Raw genomic sequence first — 16,379 nt, 5'->3', positions numbered from 1 at the left:
TTGATTTTTTTGACATAATAATTGTAAAGGCTTGAACCGGGAGAGGATTTATATGAAAATAGGGACATTGCTTACCTTGGACGTAAATAACCCGGAGACTGGAAAAACACAACAATACCGAAGCCGGGTGATCGGGGAAAATGCGCACGCTTTATTTATTGATCTTCCAATTGATAATGAAACCAATAAAACTGCATTTTTCGCGGAAGGAACGCCCTTTAAAGTCATTTATATCGGCCAGGACCAGGCTGTCCATATGTTCCATACAGAAATTAATTCCAAGGCTGAGGGGAACGTACCAGCACTAGCCATTCGTCCGCCGGAAAAAGAAGCGATTCAAACGATTCAGCGGCGGCAATATGTCCGTGTTAACACTGCAGTCGATGTGGCAGTTCACAAGGTGGATGATTCATTTACCACCGTAACTGCGGATATCAGCGGAGGCGGCATGTCCATTATTTTGCCTGATTCCCATATGCTCAAAACGGGTGAGCAGGCGGAAATATGGGTTGTTCTACAACTCAAATCAGGTGATTATCAATACATCCATGCAACAGCTGAAACGATACGTCTGAACGATGAGGGCGGCGTCAGAACAGCCGCTCTGAAATTTATCGCCATGCATCAAAACAAGCAGCAATCCATCATTCGCTACTGTTTCGAGAAACAGCTGGAAGCCAGGAAAAAGGAATTAACTTAAGAAGGCAGGGGATTTGAAAAACAGTAGAACTTTTTCACATGAATATGTTATTATTTTAATGAGAGCAATACATAAGGTAAACTTGGCATGTGCCAAATTTTTACTGTTCGTTGTAGTAGTATGATTGGTTTGAGAGGAATGAAGAACAATAATGGTACATAAGGCAATAGCAATCGCAATTGATGGCCCCGCGGCAGCCGGGAAAAGCACTGTTTCCAAAATGGTCGCAAATGAATTGTCATTTATTTATATTGATACCGGGGCTATGTATCGAGCGTTGACGTGTAAAGCACTGCGTGAAAACATTCCGCTGGAAGATGAACAAAAGCTTTCTGGACTGCTGACTGATACGGACATAGAACTTGAGCAGGGAACAGACCAACAGCATGTCCTGGTTGATGGTGAAGATGTCACGCAAGCCATCCGCTCGGAAAACGTGACGAATCATGTATCTTATATAGCAGAGCATGCAGCTGTGCGCCGTGAAATGGTCAAAAGACAACAGCAACTTGCTCGCAAACGCGGGGTGGTCATGGATGGCCGGGATATTGGGACACATGTTATCCCTGATGCAGAAGTCAAGATATTTCTGAAGGCATCTGTGGAAGAACGTGCAAAACGACGGTACGATGAAAATAGCCAAAAAGGATTCTCGGCTGATTTGGAGACGCTAAAACAGGAAATCGAACAAAGGGACAAGATTGATTCCAGGCGTGCCATTGCGCCATTAATTAAAGCTGACGATGCCATTGAACTGGACACAACCGACTTATCCATTGATGAGGTTGCGGCATCTATCCTAAGCGAAGCCGAAAAGGCACTGGTTGATAAAGGGGAACCATGATGAGTTTATATAAATTTGCAAAAACGGCTGTATCAGCCATAGTTTATCCGTTGTATCGTATCCGGGTAATCGGAAAAAATAACATCCCCGAAAACGGTCCAGTCATCATTTGTTCCAATCATATTTCCAACCTTGATCCGCCTGTTGTTGGTATAACCTCTCCCCGGGACATTTACTTTATGGCAAAAGGGGAATTGTTCGAAAAACCTTTTTTGGGCAAATTATTATCAGGTATTCAAGCATTCCCGGTGAAAAGAGGGATGGGAGACCGGAATGCATTGCGGAAGGGATTAAAAATTCTTGAAAATGGCAATACGTTAGGTTTGTTTCCGGAAGGTTCCCGCAGCAAAGCGGGTCAGCTCGGGAAACCGCTGGCCGGCGCTGGTTTCTTTGCATTGCGATCCAACGCTGTCATTGTGCCATGTGCTATAATCGGACCGTATAAAGTGGGTGGTAAACTGACGGTAATCTATGGTGAACCGATGAATATGGAAACTTACCGCCAGAATAAAACATCAGCTAAAGAAGCTGCAGATGCGATCATGACTGAAATCAGAAATTTAATGGAAAATTACAATTCCCAACATTCATCGCTTGACAATTAATTATAAATATTAGAAGTTATAAAGAAGGACTTTTTGATTTTCTGTTGGTATGTATTTTAAGGAGGGCTAATGGTATGAGTGAATCCAGTAATGAGTTAACGCAATTAAATATAGGGGATACCGTAACAGGAACGGTGATAAAAGTAGAAGATAAACAAGTTCTTGTTGATATTGGCTACAAAACAGAGGGGATTGTGCCAATCGGTGAACTATCGAGTCTGCACATCGAAACAGCAAGTGATGTGGCACGGGAAGGCGATTCATTAACCTTGTATGTGAAGAAAATGGACGATGATGATGAAGTCATTCTGTCCAAAAAAGCCGTCGATGCCGAAAAGGCCTGGGAGACACTTGAAGAAAGATACCAGAATGGTGACGTTTTCGAGACAGAAATAAAAGAAGTCGTTAAGGGTGGACTCGTCGCTGATGTAGGTGTACGGGGATTCATCCCGGCATCCTTGGTGGAAACATACTATGTTGAGGATTTTTCCGATTATATCAATCAACCACTGTCCGTGAAGGTTGTCGATTTGGATAAGGATCAAAACCGCGTCATTTTATCCCATAAAGATGTTATCCAGGATGATATGAAAGCCAAAAAACAGGAAGTACTGCAATCATTGGAAGAGGGCCAGGTGCTTGAAGGGACCGTTCAACGTTTGACCAATTTCGGTGTATTTGTCGATATCGGCGGCATTGACGGACTTGTTCATATTTCCCAGCTGGCACATGAACATGTTGATAAAGCTTCCGACGTTGTGTCAGAAGGGGACAACATCGAGGTCGAAGTACTGTCTGTAGACAGGGATAATGAACGGATTTCGCTTTCCCGCAAGAATACACTTCCGGGGCCGTGGGCCAATATTGAAGACCGGGTTTCCCGGGGAGATGTTCTGGACGGTACGGTCAAGCGGCTAGTGAATTTCGGTGCATTTGTTGAAGTGCTTCCGGGAGTTGAAGGTCTTGTTCATATTTCTCAAATTGCCAATCGGCATATCGGGACCCCACAGGAAGTGCTTGAGGTTGGTCAGGAAATTCAAGTGAAAGTTTTGGATGTCAATGAACAGGAAGAACGCATTTCACTTAGTATTAAAGAATTGCAACAAGATCAGGAAGCCTCTGACGTCAGGCAATATGAAAAAGATGATGACCAGTCAGGATTTCAGCTTGGTGACTTTATCGGTGAAAAACTAAACAAATACAAACAGTAACAGGAATGAAGCTCTTTCCATTGTGGAAGAGCTTTTTTCTTGCTTGTTTAAAATACCTCCGAATTAGCCATAATGATAGTGGCAGGTGAGGCGAGTGAGCAGTGGACTTCTTTTTTATTGGTTTTCTTGGATTTTATGGATCGTCACGACATTTTTTATGGCCAAGAGCAAGCTTAGGACGATTCTGTCATGTTGGCTTCTGTTGTTGATTCTATTCTCCGGTTTTGACGTAACAATTGAACATATGCAGCTGTCTGTCAGTTTCCTGGTTCTTCTTGCCGGGGCTCTTGTGTTGCATGCCAGACTTGCTGTTATAGTTTTTCATGTTTTTTGTTCGATCACGATCATGATCGGGTATACTGGTGTTCTTATTTGGGAAAGTTTCACGCCGTTAAAGTTATTTCTGCCACCTTTTTTAACGATCTCATGTATTCTGTTTGTACTCGTTATGATAACGACTACGGGGCTGTGGAACAGGCTGGCCTGTAGTCTGCTCGGCATGTCGGGCGGAGAATTATTGTACAGCATCATCATGTCCGGTTACTCAATAGCTGCCCCGATTGGGGACAAACGTTTTTTGGACTTCATCCTTGTCATAACGATGGCACTTCTTAGCCATGATTTATTACGGACATTAAACATGAAAATAATCCGGAAACTTCAACAATCAATCCCGGGACCGAAACCATTATTCAGAAAAAAAGCCCAGTAATAATGATTGTGGTTATGCCGTTCTTTTGCTAGAATTAGACAAGCTCCCATCAGCAAAGGTAAAAACGAAAATTAAAGTGATCCGGAAAGGATGTTCCTTTCATGAGAAAATCTGTTGTAGCAATCGTCGGGAGACCGAACGTCGGGAAATCGACCATATTTAACCGGCTTGTCGGTGAACGTATTTCCATTGTGGAAGATTCACCTGGTGTGACACGCGACAGGGTATATGCCGAAGCCGAGTGGCTAACAACCACATTCAACGTTATTGACACAGGTGGCATCGATATGCGTGACGAGCCACTTATTGTGCAAATGCGTGAGCAGGCGGAGATGGCCATCGCTGAGTCGGATGTCATCATTTTTTTACTGAATGGACGCGAAGGTATAACCGCAGCGGATGAAGAAGTGGCGAAAATTTTGTATAAGTCGAATAAACCGGTTGTCGTGGCCGTGAATAAAATCGATAATCCGGAAATGCGTGAAGACATCTATGAATATTACGCGTTGGGATTTGGCGAACCATACCCGATATCAGGATCGCACGGGCTCGGGCTTGGCGATTTATTGGACACCGTGGTCGGGTATTTTCCAGACATGCGGGACGAACAACCGGACGTGGACACCGTTTATTTCAGTTTAATTGGAAGACCAAATGTTGGCAAATCTTCACTGGTCAATGCGCTGTTAAATGAAGAACGTGTCATCGTCAGTAAACAGGAAGGCACGACAAGAGATGCGATAGATACGCATCTTCGTAAAGATGACCAGGATTTTGTCATTATTGATACAGCTGGGATGCGTAAACGCGGCAAAGTCTATGAAGCAACCGAAAAATACAGTGTACTGCGGGCGTTAAAAGCAATTGAACGATCAGATGTTGCTCTCATTTTAATTGACGCTGAAACAGGTATAAGGGAACAGGATAAAAAAATCGTCGGCTATGCACACGAGGCAGGGCGGGGGGTCGTTATTGTTGTTAACAAATGGGATACGGTTGACAGCAATGAAAAGGCGATGAAACAATTTGAACAGAAAGTCCGCAAACAATTCCAATATCTGGATTATGCACCGATTGTTTTCCTATCTGCCAAAACGAAAAAGCGTATACATACACTCATACCTGCTGTGAAAACAGCCAGCGAAAATCATTCGAAACGTGTGGCAACAAACGTATTGAATGACGTCATCCTTGATGCACTGGCCATCAACCCGGCACCGACTGTAAAAGGCAAGCGGCTCAAAATATTGTATGCAACGCAGGTGGCTGTCAAACCGCCAAGCTTTGTCATATTCGTCAATGATCCTGACCTCATGCACTTTTCATACAGGCGGTTTTTGGAAAATCGAATCAGAGATGCATTCGGTTTCACCGGGACACCGATTAAAATTTTTGCAAGAAAGCGGCAATAGGCTAAGGGGGACTGATCATGATGAGCAAAGTGGCAGTATTAGGTGCAGGAAGCTGGGGCACAGCATTAAGTATTGTTCTAGCTGACAATGGCCATAGTGTCAGGCTGTGGACATATCGAAAAGAACAGGCGGAAGCCATTAATGCCACATACAGGAATGAAAAATATTTGGATGCAGACATACCGGAACAAATTAAAGCATGTCACGAGTTGAAACAAGCTGTTGACGATGTTTCGGCTATTGTAATGGTTGTTCCAACGAAAGCAATCCGTGACGTCTGTAAGGAATTGAACAATACGCTGACACACCGGCCAACCATCATACATGCGACGAAAGGGATTGAACCAGGCTCACTGAAGCGAATTTCCCAGGTGATCGGTGAAGAGCTGGCCCGTTATGATTCGGAAGACATTGTCGTGCTCTCCGGACCAAGTCATGCAGAAGAAGTCGGTAAACGCCTACCGACAACGGTGACCGTCTCCTCTTTAAACACACAACATGCGGCGTATGCCCAGGATTTGTTCATTAACGAATCGTTCCGTGTTTATACGAGCGATGATATGATCGGCCTTGAATTAGGTGGTGCCTTAAAAAATATTATTGCTCTGGGAGCCGGTATTTCCGACGGACTCGGTTATGGCGACAATGCCAAGGCCGCTCTAATCACAAGAGGATTGGCCGAAATAGCGCGCCTCGGCGTGTCGCTCGGAGCAAACCCGCTTACTTTCCTTGGCTTACCAGGGGTTGGCGATCTGATTGTGACGTGCACAAGTCATCACAGCCGGAATTGGCGTGCTGGCAACCTGTTGGGTCGAGGGCAAAAACTTGACGAGGTACTGGATCAGATGGGCATGGTCGTGGAAGGCGTCCGTACAACACAAGCAGCTTACCAGTTTGCCCGGGAACAACAGATCGAGATGCCGATCACGGAAGGATTATACACCATTCTGTTCGAGGACAAGCAGCCAGGCGATGTTGTCGAACAATTAATGAACCGGAATAAGCGGGAGGAAATGAACGATATCTCAGCCTTTTCAAGTGATAGTCGCCCGCAATAACACTAAATCGCCTCCGTTGCATATAATGTGATGACATGACTATGCAAGGAGGCGAGCAGGTGAGTAATTTCCAAGACAAACTTTTTGATAAGGTGCAGCAGAACTCAGATATCAACCCGAAGGAAATACACAAAGTGGCCGATTCTGTAAAACAGGCCGACTTTTCAGATGAAAAGACTGTCAGACAACTCGTACAGCGGTTGGCAAAAATGGCAAACAAACCCATTCCAAAAGCAAAAGAAGATAAAATTGTCGAATCGATAACCAAAAATAACATGCCAATGGATATGCAAACGCTCAATAAGATGTTTAAAAAGTAGTCATAACTGGGCAAGTGAGGATACATTGATCCGTATGCTCGCATACTATAAATCGCACAAGCATTCTTGGATGGAGTTGCGGTGGGTATTATTTAGTCATACCGGGATGAAGTCAGCCCCCTTCATTCCGGATTTTTTCGTGCCTGTGGACAGGTCATATGTTATAATACGATGTGCATGTTTTAAATAGGAGTGGATGGCATGTCTGAAAGTATGTTGAATATGTGGATCTCCTTTGCCGGGATGGGGCTGTTACTTCTGGCAATTGGGCTGATTTTGCTCAGCAGATATAAATTAAAGGGTTTCCTGTCGGTGGTTGTGTCCCTGCTGGCCTATATATCCCTGATATTTGGTGCGATTATCATTTTATATATCGTATTTAGCGGTCCAACAGCATAGGAGGCTTTAACGTGATGAGGAATACATATAATCGGCTGCTGTGCTCGTTATTGGTGCTGGTGCTGTTAAGTGGGTGTCTCTATCCAGACAGTGAATTATCGGAAAACCAGGAGCCAAACGAAGCCCAGCTGGAAGAAGTTCAATCGGCGGTCAATCAATACCGGGAACAAACCGGAGGACTGTTGCCGATACAGACAAAGCCCAGTGACACACCAATATTTCAAAAATATCTCGTTGACTTCGGTCAATTGAAAGAAGGAAAGGTCATGACAGAAACCCCCGGGACGGCCTATCAGAATGGCGGGAATTATCAATATTCCATCATAACACCTGAGGAGAATCCACGTGTCAAATTGATTGATCTGCGCATTTCGAATGCTGTCAGAGAGGTAACGGTCAAGCTGAATGCCTATCGTAACGAACACCTTTATCCGCCATTTGGAAAGGAAATTGCTGATGGTGTTTACCAGCTGGATTACGAGAAACTCGGGCTTGAGTCCCGGCCGCATGTGGTAAGCCCATACTCGCAGGAAAATTTGCCGATTGTGATGGACTCGACAGGAAGTCTGTATGTTGATTACCGGATTGACTTAAATCAAGCATTGGCCGAATATGAACACGCGTATGAAAAGGGCGATGACATCCGATATCTACTGGCTCAAAACACACCATTTGTCCCGGTATATTCTCTACCATACACGATCCAAGACGATGAACCAGTTTTCGCCTTGGAGGAAAAACAAAATAAGTAAGCATATTAAATCCCTTGTAACATATATTGTGTTGCAAGGGATTTATTGTGCCGATAAAAGACACGTATCTTTTTGCTTCTTTTAGGCCTTATGAAGTCATAATTTGATAGGACAACATCATAGACTTGTAATGTCAATCATCATTCGCATACTGTTTTTGATTTTGGAAAAGGAGATCGGGAGGGGATCGTTTGGAGAGAGTTGATATTTTTAAAGATATTTCGAAGCGGACGAATGGCGATATTTATCTCGGGATTGTAGGTGCTGTCCGGTCGGGGAAATCAACATTTATCAAACATTTTATGGAGCTGGGAGTTCTACCCAACATTGCAGATGAAAGCGAACGTGGCCGAGCCCATGATGAATTACCGCAAAGCGCGGCAGGAAAAACCATCATGACAACCGAGCCAAAATTCATTCCGAATCAAGCCGTATCGGTCCATGTTGATGAAGGCCTTGACGTCAATGTACGTTTGGTGGATTGTGTTGGCTATGCCGTTGAAGGGGCTAAAGGATTCGAGGATGAAAATGGTCCCAGGATGATTAATACCCCCTGGTATGAAGACCCCATACCATTCCACGATGCAGCTGAAATCGGTACCCGAAAAGTCATCCAGGAACATTCCACCATAGGGGTGGTGATCACAACCGACGGTACGTTTGGTGAAATAGCACGGGGTGATTATGAGGAACCGGAAGAAAAGATCGTGGAAGAAATGAAAGAGGTCGGTAAGCCATTTATCATGGTTGTTAATTCAGCCAGACCGACCAGCCAGGAAACGGAAATATTGCGTCAGGATCTTACGGAAAAATATGATATTCCGGTTCTGGCCATGAATGTTGAAACAATGACAGAACATGATGTTTATAATGTGATGCGGGAAGCGCTATATGAGTTCCCTGTGCTGGAAGTGAATGTGAATCTGCCAAGCTGGGTCATGGTGCTTAACGAAGAGCACTGGCTGCAGAGAAGTTATCAGGAGGCTATTCAGTCTACCGTCAAAGATATCAGGCGGCTGCGCGATGTCGATCACATCATTGGCCATTTTGCCGATTACGACTATATTGACAAAGCCAATCTGGCCGGAATGGAAATGGGCGATGGATTAGCCGAAATTGATTTGCATGCCCCTGATTATTTGTATGATGAGGTGCTCAAAGAAATCGTCGGTGAGGAAATACGCGGCAAAGATCACTTACTTGAACTCATGCAGGATTTTGCCCATGCCAAACGAGAATATGATCAGGTAGCAGGCGCGTTGCAAATGGTGAAGCAAACCGGCTATGGCATTGCCGCACCAACCCTGGAAGATATGAAGCTGGATGAACCGGAAATTATCCGCCAGGGATCAAGATTTGGTGTCCGTCTGAAAGCCATTGCGCCATCGATTCATATGGTCAAGGTGGAAGTGGAATCTGAATTTGCGCCAATTATCGGTACTGAGAAACAAAGTGAAGAATTAGTCAGGTACCTGATGCAGGATTTCGAGGAGGACCCGTTATCCATTTGGGAATCAGACATTTTCGGCAGATCATTGAGTTCGATTGTCCGAGAAGGCATTCAGGCAAAAATTTCGCTCATGCCGGAGAATGCTAGATATAAATTGAAAGATACGCTTGAACGGATTATCAATGAAGGATCCGGCGGGTTAATAGCCATTATTTTATAGCAGCTATACAATAGTTGCTATTTTTTTGTCTTTTGTAATTTTTAAGACGTTAGAGGCAGGATTTTACTCATTTATGTCGTATATCATAATAAACGAATCTTTAATAATGAGGTCGCCATCCAACGGTGCATGATTTTGGCAAAAAACATGGAAAATAAAAGCCTTAAATGAAATTAAACCCGATAAATTAGGCGCTTATTGTTGAATTTTGTGCCAATCTCGGTTATTATAAGCCTTGTCATCAATGATTTGGATGACGTTAAGTATAAAAAAAGGCAAATCGGGAACAAATGATGATATATTTACAGTTTGTTCCAATGTCAATGTATACTTTTAGGAGGAGGTGAATGACATGAACAAAACAGACTTGGTCAATGCTGTTGCAGAAAAAAGCGACCTTTCCAAAAAAGACGCGACAAAAGCTGTAGACGCAGTATTTGAATCTGTCATGGATTCACTTAAACAAGGTGAGAAAGTACAACTTATCGGATTCGGGAACTTTGAGGTACGCGAACGTTCCGAGCGTAAAGGACGTAACCCGCAAACAGGGGAAGAAATTAAAATTCCGGCAAGTAAAGTTCCCGCTTTTAAACCAGGAAAGGCCCTTAAAGAAAGTGTTAAATAATGGTTTCTTTCTTACATAGGGCTTAAAAGGGCACGTGATGGCGTGCTCTTTTTTCACTTTATACAGCTTGTTTGCGCCAGAAACCGTACTGTCCGGCGTATACAAGTCAGACAGAATATAAATGCGGGGGTATTGGCGATGGAAGAATTTTTTGTCATCAAAGCGTTGGAAGACGGCGTCAATGTTATCGGACTGACCAGGGGTGCGGATACCCGCTTTCACCATTCCGAAAAATTGGATGAAAATGAAGTGATGATTGCCCAGTTTACCGAGCATACTTCAGCTGTGAAGATAAGGGGGAAAGCGGTCATCCAGACAAGTCATGGAGAAGTCAATAACAGTTAACATGCCAGGTCTATTTTTGATTATGGAACAACTTGATTATATGCTATAATAGCAATGTGATTTCTGGAATCGATGAAAGGGCACAGGTGGTTGTTTTGCAGACATCCAATATGGAGATCAGTCATTTGAAAGCATTGATAAAAGATAAAATGCATCATGACTATATCGAAAAATATGTACGGATACCTCAGCTCGATGAGGACAAGTTATATATGTTGATATCAATCCTGAATAATACGGCTTTACCGGGAGACAGGAAAGAATACTACATTGTCACGGCTATGCTCATTCAAATGGCACTCGACACACACGACCTCGTGCCGAACACGGCTAATCCCGCACCAAATGATAATGACGAAAAAGCGAAACAGTTATCTGTCCTTGCCGGAGACTACTATAGCGGATTATACTATTTGATTCTGTCGGAAATCGAGGAAATAAACATGACGCGGGTTCTGGCAACGGCCATCACTGAAATTAATGAATTAAAGATGCAATTATATTATAAAACGTTTGATTCATTTGAGACATTCATTGACGTCCTTAAAGCGATGGAATCCCGTCTGACCGTTCGGACCGCGTCATTTGCCGGTGAAACAGCTATCAGCAGCATTGCTGCCGAATGGCTTATCGTGCGGAAATTAATGATCGTCAAAAATCGGATATTAAAAACTGGTCTCGATACAGCATTTGGCCCTTGGTCAGATCGAATCCCTATAGCTGACTATCAAACCACGCTAGACGCAATCAATGCGATTATTCACCACGAGACATCGGTGATCGAAAATCGGCTGATACATTTTCCTGTACATCTTTCAGCCGTAAAGTCATCCATAATCAATCGTTTAAGTGCCGTCGGGTAAAGTTCAATAGTGGAAGAAGGGTAATACATGCAACAGCAAACAAAAGAAGAACGGGTCCACCATGTCTTTGAAAAAATATACGACCAGTACGATTCCATGAATTCCATTATTTCTTTCCAGCGTCATAAAGCTTGGCGAAAAGACGTTATGAAGCGTATGAACGTGGAAAAAGGTGCCAGGGCTCTGGATGTCTGTTGTGGTACCGGGGATTGGTCCATGTCACTTGCTGAAGCTGTCGGCAGTACCGGTGAAGTGATTGGCCTTGATTTCAGTCACAACATGCTCTCGGTGGCCGAGAAGAAAAATGAACCAATAACATATAGCCAGCTGTCCTTTATACAGGGAAATGCCATGGAACTTCCGTTTGCCGATGCGTCATTTGACTATGTGACGATTGGTTTCGGTTTGCGTAATGTCCCCGACTATATGACAGTACTGAAGGAAATGTACCGTGTCGTGAAACCCGGCGGAAAAATTGTGTGTCTTGAAACATCCCAGCCAACACTAATGGGGTTTCGTCAGGGATACTATTTGTATTTCCGTTTTATCATGCCGTTATTAGGAAAGATGTTTGCCAAAAGCTATAAGGAGTATGCCTGGTTACATGAGTCGGCTAAAAATTTTCCGGATAAACAGGAGCTCAAACAGATGTTTCTTGCAGCGGGCTGTTCCCATGTTAGTATAAAGCAATATACTGGTGGCGTTGCTGCAATGCATATGGGTACAAAAGAATGAAAGTAATGACAAAAGGTGACATGCATGAAACTGACGAAAACGTACGGGCATTTAAAAAAAGAACTTGATATCATTGAACATGCTTTGACCGATGCCATTCAAGCCGACCATGATGTTTTGCGTGAATCTTCCACAAAATTGCTGCAGGCAGGGGGAAAACGGATCCGCCCTGTTTTTGTCTTGTTATGCGGACAATTTGGCCATTTTGATATCGACCGGATTAAGACGGTTGCTGTATCGTTGGAATTAATCCATATGGCGTCACTGGTACATGATGATGTAATTGACGACGCGGCAGTCCGCCGGGGCAAACCGACCATCAAGCAGCTATATGGCAATCGGGTTGCGATGTATACCGGCGATTTTATTTTGGCCCGGGCACTGGAATATATGACATCCCTGCCGGAACCTGCCGCCCATCGTGTTCTTTCAAAAACAATGGTTGAACTGTCGGCAGGCGAAGTTGAACAAATCCGGGATAAATATAATTGGAATCAGAACTTACGCGACTATTTACGTCGTATTAAACGAAAAACCGCTTTATTAATTGCTGCAAGCTGTAAACTTGGGGCAATAGCTGCGGACGCTCCGGCGGCATATCGGGAAAAATTGTTCCGCTACGGTTATTACATCGGGATGTCTTATCAAATCATTGACGATATCCTTGATATCACATCATCTGAAGCCGAGCTTGGCAAACCTGCAGGCAATGACCTTTTGCAGGGCAATGTGACATTGCCGGTTCTATTTGCCATGAAGGATCAAGCGTTCTATAAACAATTATTACATACGTTTGCCGACCCGACACACGTATCCGGACAGGAATTTCAGCGGTTAGTTGCCATACTGAAAGAAACCGATGCGATCCGGCAATCTTACCGGATAAGTGATCGTTATCTGCAGAAAGCGTTACAGGAATTGGAGGATCTGCCGGACCATAAGGCAAAACAGACATTGCAACGCATTGCCGGATATATCGGCAAAAGACGGTCCTAGATCGATTGTACTTCCGATAAAAATTTGGTAAAATTTTTATCGGTTGCTTAACTAATTACATATAAATGAGGTGCTGAATATGGAACAAACATTTTTGATGGTGAAACCGGACGGCGTACAACGCAATTTGACCGGTGAAATTGTAAATCGGTTTGAACGTAAAGGTTTTAAACTAGCCGGTGCTAAACTGATGCAAATAACTGATGACCTTGCTAAAACGCACTATGGCGAACATCAAGACAAGCCGTTTTTCGGTGAGCTTGTTGAATTCATCACATCCGGGCCAGTTCTAGCGATGGTCTGGGAGGGAGACAATGTGATTGCGACTGCCCGCGATATGATGGGGAAAACCAACCCACTTGAAGCAGCGCCAGGAACGATCCGTGGTGACTATGGCGTTACGGTCGGGAAAAACATCATTCACGGATCTGATTCACATGAAAGCGCAGAGAAAGAAATCAAATTGTTTTTCAATGACAATGAAATCGTATCATATGAAAAACAGGATAGTCAGTGGATTTACTAGATTACAGAGCGAACGTGTCTTTAATGATATATGATGTTAATGGACAACGCCTGTCCGGAAATGTGACATGTGACAAGCTGGGGTAAAGCTGACTTGTTAACCATGAATAATGAAACCGTAGGAACCTCCGTTTTTTTAGCGGAGGTTTTTGTCACTATTAAAGACTAATTTCTTAAAGATTGTTACGTAAATAGCATGCCAATATCATCTCGATACATTTTTTTATCAAAAATATACATAATCAACCATCATGATTGCAGATATTATGTCACCGTTTATCTGATGTTTTAACGAATTTTAACAAAAAATCCGGCATTTATGATATAGTATAAAAAAATTCAAACAAAGGGGGACATCCCATGCGTTATTTGACAGCAGGAGAATCACACGGAAAACAACTGACAACCATTATAGAGGGTGTACCGGCGAATATGCCTTTACTGCGGGATGATATCAACCAATCACTGCTGCGTAGGCAAAAAGGTCACGGCCGGGGAAAACGGATGCAAATCGAAAAGGATCTGGCTGAGATTACAAGCGGTGTTCGGCACGGCTATACACTGGGATCTCCTATTTCACTGGCCATACATAATGATGATTTTAAACATTGGGTCGATATTATGGGAGAAGATCCTATCGAACGCGATAAAAAATTGAGACGGACAGTGTCACGTCCAAGACCGGGACATGCTGATCTGAATGGTGCCTTGAAATATGGCCATCGCGATATGCGTAATGTCCTTGAACGGTCATCAGCCAGGGAAACGGCTGCACGTGTAGCTGCCGGTGCCGTTGCTAAAACGATGCTGAAACAACTGGGAATTCACGTATCAGGATATGTGAAAGAAATAGCCGGTATCGTAGCCGGTGAAAATTCAGAACTGACAATTGAGGAGCGACAGCAGATTTCCGAGGAATCGCCCGTCCGAACATTAGATAAATCGGTTGAGCAGGATATGATGGATGCGATCGATCAGGCGAAAAAAGATGGTGATTCAATCGGTGGTGTCGTTGAAGTTTATGTTGAGGGAATGCCTGCTGGTGTTGGATCATACGTCCAGTATGATCGTAAATTAGACAGCAGAATTGCGGGCGGTGTTATGAGTATCAATGCGTTCAAAGGTGTCGAATTCGGTCTGGGCTTTGAAGCAGCACGAAAAAACGGAAGCGAGGTCCATGATGAAATTGCCTGGGAGGAAGAAACAGGCTACTACCGGAAGACGAATCGCCTTGGTGGATTCGAAGGGGGCATGACAACTGGTATGCCAATCATCGTCAAAGGTGTCATGAAACCGATCCCGACACTCTATAAACCACTTAAAAGTGTGGACATCGAAACAAAAGAGCCATTCAATGCAAGTATTGAGCGCTCCGATTCCTGTGCGGTTCCTGCCGCGTCAGTTGTTGTGGAACATATTGTCGCTTTTGAACTGGCGAAAGCCGTTACGGAACAATTTCCAAGTGATCAATTCCCTAAGCTCAAGCAGGCCATTGATGATTATCGTGATGAAATAAGGTGTTTTTAGTGAACGTAACGAACGTAAAGGCAGCGACACATACGTATCCTGTTTACGTTGGTAAAAACCTGCGTCACTGGACTGCCCGCTATTTGCCAAAAACGTATTCTTCTATTTTAATCGTGACAGATGAAACAGTCGCCTGTCATTACTTAGAGGATGTTAAGGCGAGTCTGTCGCAGGAAACGATTTTTTCTCACGTTATTCCGGCAGGTGAAAAATCTAAAAATATTGACATATTTTATCAGTTGCATACGAAAGCTATTGAAATCGGGCTTGATAGAAACTCCCTGATGATCGCGCTTGGTGGCGGTGTTGTAGGGGATGTTGCCGGCTTTGCCGCCGCCACGTTTATGCGCGGTATCGACTTCATCCAAATGCCAACAACCATTCTTGCTCACGATAGCAGTGTTGGTGGAAAAGTAGCGATCAATCATGAGCAGGGAAAAAACCTGATTGGCAATTTTTATGCCCCTGTTGCTGTTATGTATGATGTATCAACACTTACCACATTAACCAGGAGAGAAATCAGATCTGGTTACGCCGAGTTATTGAAAGAAGCATTACTGGCGGACAGTAATATGTACCAGTCATTAATCAGGACTGACTTATCGTCGTTGACCAGCCAAAAACTGACGGACCAGTTGACACGGGGCATTGACATCAAAGCGGAAATTGTCGGGGCTGATGAGCGGGAGGCCAACATACGCAAATATTTAAACCTTGGCCATACATTAGGCCACGCCCTGGAATCCATGCTTGGTTATGGAAGCCGAACACATGGAGAACTCGTCGCCATTGGCATATTGTTCACCATTCGGGTTAGTGAAAAAATATATGCTGTCGACCTTCCGTATGAACAGATATATACGTGGCTCTCTGACAATGGCTATCCGTTGCAATGGCCATCGATTGAACCGGAGGACATTTTGGTAAAAATGAAAAAGGATAAAAAAACCATCAACAGCACGATTCAGATGGTACTTTTACAAGGGATTGGTCATCCTGTCCTACTGGAATTAAACGATGATGATGTGCTGGGTTATTTGCAGCGTTTTCAGCAGGAACTGAATTACCAAAACGAATAGG

Annotated in this window: 19 protein-coding genes; all 19 read left to right on the top strand. The window is 43.8% G+C overall.

All coding sequences use genetic code 11. From position 1 onward, the window contains the following. Positions 1-52: 52 nt before the first annotated feature. The 19 genes from ACFQ4A_RS02630 to aroB all read left to right on the top strand — a co-directional run bounded on the left by ACFQ4A_RS02630 (position 53) and on the right by aroB (position 16,378). Entirely contained in the window at positions 53-700 is a 648-nt protein-coding gene (locus ACFQ4A_RS02630) for a flagellar brake protein (RefSeq protein WP_382397279.1), read from the top strand. 151 nt (positions 701-851) lie between these two features. Beyond that, entirely contained in the window at positions 852-1,544 is a 693-nt protein-coding gene (gene cmk, locus ACFQ4A_RS02625; protein WP_382397278.1) for a (d)CMP kinase, read from the top strand. Then, the gene (locus ACFQ4A_RS02620) at positions 1,544-2,149 is read left to right on the top strand and encodes a lysophospholipid acyltransferase family protein (protein ID WP_382397277.1); all 606 of its coding nucleotides are present in this window, start codon (positions 1,544-1,546) and stop codon (positions 2,147-2,149) included. The genes cmk and ACFQ4A_RS02620 overlap by 1 nt, the downstream gene beginning before the upstream one ends. A gap of 74 nt (positions 2,150-2,223) precedes the next feature. Beyond that, a complete protein-coding gene (rpsA, locus tag ACFQ4A_RS02615) occupies positions 2,224-3,360 on the top strand; it encodes a 30S ribosomal protein S1 (protein ID WP_382397276.1) in 1,137 nt (378 codons plus the stop codon). Between the two features lie 94 nt (positions 3,361-3,454). Further along, positions 3,455-4,072: a YphA family membrane protein gene (locus ACFQ4A_RS02610; RefSeq protein WP_382397275.1), complete on the top strand. Its 618-nt coding sequence runs from the start codon at positions 3,455-3,457 to the stop codon at positions 4,070-4,072. 101 nt (positions 4,073-4,173) lie between these two features. After that, on the top strand, positions 4,174-5,484 hold the full coding sequence (gene der / locus ACFQ4A_RS02605; protein ID WP_382397274.1) for a ribosome biogenesis GTPase Der: 1,311 nt from the start codon (positions 4,174-4,176) through the stop codon (positions 5,482-5,484). Positions 5,485-5,504: 20 nt separating this feature from the next. Further along, a complete protein-coding gene (locus ACFQ4A_RS02600; protein ID WP_382397519.1) occupies positions 5,505-6,542 on the top strand; it encodes an NAD(P)H-dependent glycerol-3-phosphate dehydrogenase in 1,038 nt (345 codons plus the stop codon). A 59-nt stretch (positions 6,543-6,601) separates the two neighbouring features. Then, positions 6,602-6,862: a stage VI sporulation protein F gene (locus ACFQ4A_RS02595; protein ID WP_382397273.1), complete on the top strand. Its 261-nt coding sequence runs from the start codon at positions 6,602-6,604 to the stop codon at positions 6,860-6,862. A 201-nt stretch (positions 6,863-7,063) separates the two neighbouring features. Continuing rightward, positions 7,064-7,261, top strand: a complete 198-nt coding sequence (locus tag ACFQ4A_RS02590) for a DUF2768 domain-containing protein (protein ID WP_382397272.1) — start codon at positions 7,064-7,066, stop codon at positions 7,259-7,261. Positions 7,262-7,275: 14 nt separating this feature from the next. Next, the gene (locus ACFQ4A_RS02585; protein ID WP_382397517.1) at positions 7,276-8,013 is read left to right on the top strand and encodes a hypothetical protein; all 738 of its coding nucleotides are present in this window, start codon (positions 7,276-7,278) and stop codon (positions 8,011-8,013) included. Positions 8,014-8,204: 191 nt separating this feature from the next. Beyond that, positions 8,205-9,683, top strand: a complete 1,479-nt coding sequence (spoIVA, locus tag ACFQ4A_RS02580; RefSeq protein WP_382397271.1) for a stage IV sporulation protein A — start codon at positions 8,205-8,207, stop codon at positions 9,681-9,683. Between the two features lie 352 nt (positions 9,684-10,035). Then, entirely contained in the window at positions 10,036-10,308 is a 273-nt protein-coding gene (locus tag ACFQ4A_RS02575) for an HU family DNA-binding protein (RefSeq protein WP_010530824.1), read from the top strand. Between the two features lie 138 nt (positions 10,309-10,446). After that, positions 10,447-10,653: a trp RNA-binding attenuation protein MtrB gene (mtrB, locus tag ACFQ4A_RS02570; RefSeq protein WP_382397270.1), complete on the top strand. Its 207-nt coding sequence runs from the start codon at positions 10,447-10,449 to the stop codon at positions 10,651-10,653. Between the two features lie 95 nt (positions 10,654-10,748). Then, positions 10,749-11,516: a heptaprenyl diphosphate synthase component 1 gene (locus ACFQ4A_RS02565; protein ID WP_382397269.1), complete on the top strand. Its 768-nt coding sequence runs from the start codon at positions 10,749-10,751 to the stop codon at positions 11,514-11,516. A gap of 27 nt (positions 11,517-11,543) precedes the next feature. After that, positions 11,544-12,251 carry a demethylmenaquinone methyltransferase gene (locus ACFQ4A_RS02560; protein WP_382397268.1) on the top strand — a complete coding sequence of 236 codons (708 nt, stop codon included), beginning with the start codon at positions 11,544-11,546 and terminating at the stop codon, positions 12,249-12,251. A 24-nt stretch (positions 12,252-12,275) separates the two neighbouring features. After that, positions 12,276-13,247 carry a heptaprenyl diphosphate synthase component II gene (gene hepT, locus ACFQ4A_RS02555; protein WP_382397267.1) on the top strand — a complete coding sequence of 324 codons (972 nt, stop codon included), beginning with the start codon at positions 12,276-12,278 and terminating at the stop codon, positions 13,245-13,247. A 79-nt stretch (positions 13,248-13,326) separates the two neighbouring features. Continuing rightward, positions 13,327-13,773 carry a nucleoside-diphosphate kinase gene (ndk, locus tag ACFQ4A_RS02550; protein ID WP_382397266.1) on the top strand — a complete coding sequence of 149 codons (447 nt, stop codon included), beginning with the start codon at positions 13,327-13,329 and terminating at the stop codon, positions 13,771-13,773. 359 nt (positions 13,774-14,132) lie between these two features. Beyond that, complete coding sequence (aroC, locus tag ACFQ4A_RS02545) at positions 14,133-15,299, top strand: chorismate synthase (protein WP_382397265.1); 1,167 nt, start codon at positions 14,133-14,135, stop codon at positions 15,297-15,299. Then, positions 15,299-16,378 carry a 3-dehydroquinate synthase gene (gene aroB / locus ACFQ4A_RS02540; protein ID WP_382397264.1) on the top strand — a complete coding sequence of 360 codons (1,080 nt, stop codon included), beginning with the start codon at positions 15,299-15,301 and terminating at the stop codon, positions 16,376-16,378. The genes aroC and aroB overlap by 1 nt, the downstream gene beginning before the upstream one ends. Position 16,379: the final 1 nt, after the last annotated feature.

It is taken from the genome of Lentibacillus salinarum (assembly GCF_042679865.1).
Classification (GTDB): Bacteria; Bacillota; Bacilli; order Bacillales; family Amphibacillaceae; genus Lentibacillus; species Lentibacillus salinarum.
The sequence above is the reverse complement of the archived record's forward strand: the minus strand, read 5'-3'. Positions and strand labels throughout refer to the sequence as shown.

Coding starts and splice junctions, on each gene's coding strand:
- cmk (WP_382397278.1), top strand. CDS start 852: ATGGTACATAAGGCAATAGCAATCGCAATTGATGGCCCCGCGGCAGCC.
- ACFQ4A_RS02585 (WP_382397517.1), top strand. CDS start 7,276: ATGAGGAATACATATAATCGGCTGCTGTGCTCGTTATTGGTGCTGGTG.
- hepT (WP_382397267.1), top strand. CDS start 12,276: ATGAAACTGACGAAAACGTACGGGCATTTAAAAAAAGAACTTGATATC.
- der (WP_382397274.1), top strand. CDS start 4,174: ATGAGAAAATCTGTTGTAGCAATCGTCGGGAGACCGAACGTCGGGAAA.
- ACFQ4A_RS02560 (WP_382397268.1), top strand. CDS start 11,544: ATGCAACAGCAAACAAAAGAAGAACGGGTCCACCATGTCTTTGAAAAA.
- aroC (WP_382397265.1), top strand. CDS start 14,133: ATGCGTTATTTGACAGCAGGAGAATCACACGGAAAACAACTGACAACC.
- rpsA (WP_382397276.1), top strand. CDS start 2,224: ATGAGTGAATCCAGTAATGAGTTAACGCAATTAAATATAGGGGATACC.
- ACFQ4A_RS02600 (WP_382397519.1), top strand. CDS start 5,505: ATGAGCAAAGTGGCAGTATTAGGTGCAGGAAGCTGGGGCACAGCATTA.
- ACFQ4A_RS02630 (WP_382397279.1), top strand. CDS start 53: ATGAAAATAGGGACATTGCTTACCTTGGACGTAAATAACCCGGAGACT.
- ndk (WP_382397266.1), top strand. CDS start 13,327: ATGGAACAAACATTTTTGATGGTGAAACCGGACGGCGTACAACGCAAT.
- ACFQ4A_RS02620 (WP_382397277.1), top strand. CDS start 1,544: ATGAGTTTATATAAATTTGCAAAAACGGCTGTATCAGCCATAGTTTAT.
- ACFQ4A_RS02590 (WP_382397272.1), top strand. CDS start 7,064: ATGTCTGAAAGTATGTTGAATATGTGGATCTCCTTTGCCGGGATGGGG.
- ACFQ4A_RS02575 (WP_010530824.1), top strand. CDS start 10,036: ATGAACAAAACAGACTTGGTCAATGCTGTTGCAGAAAAAAGCGACCTT.
- mtrB (WP_382397270.1), top strand. CDS start 10,447: ATGGAAGAATTTTTTGTCATCAAAGCGTTGGAAGACGGCGTCAATGTT.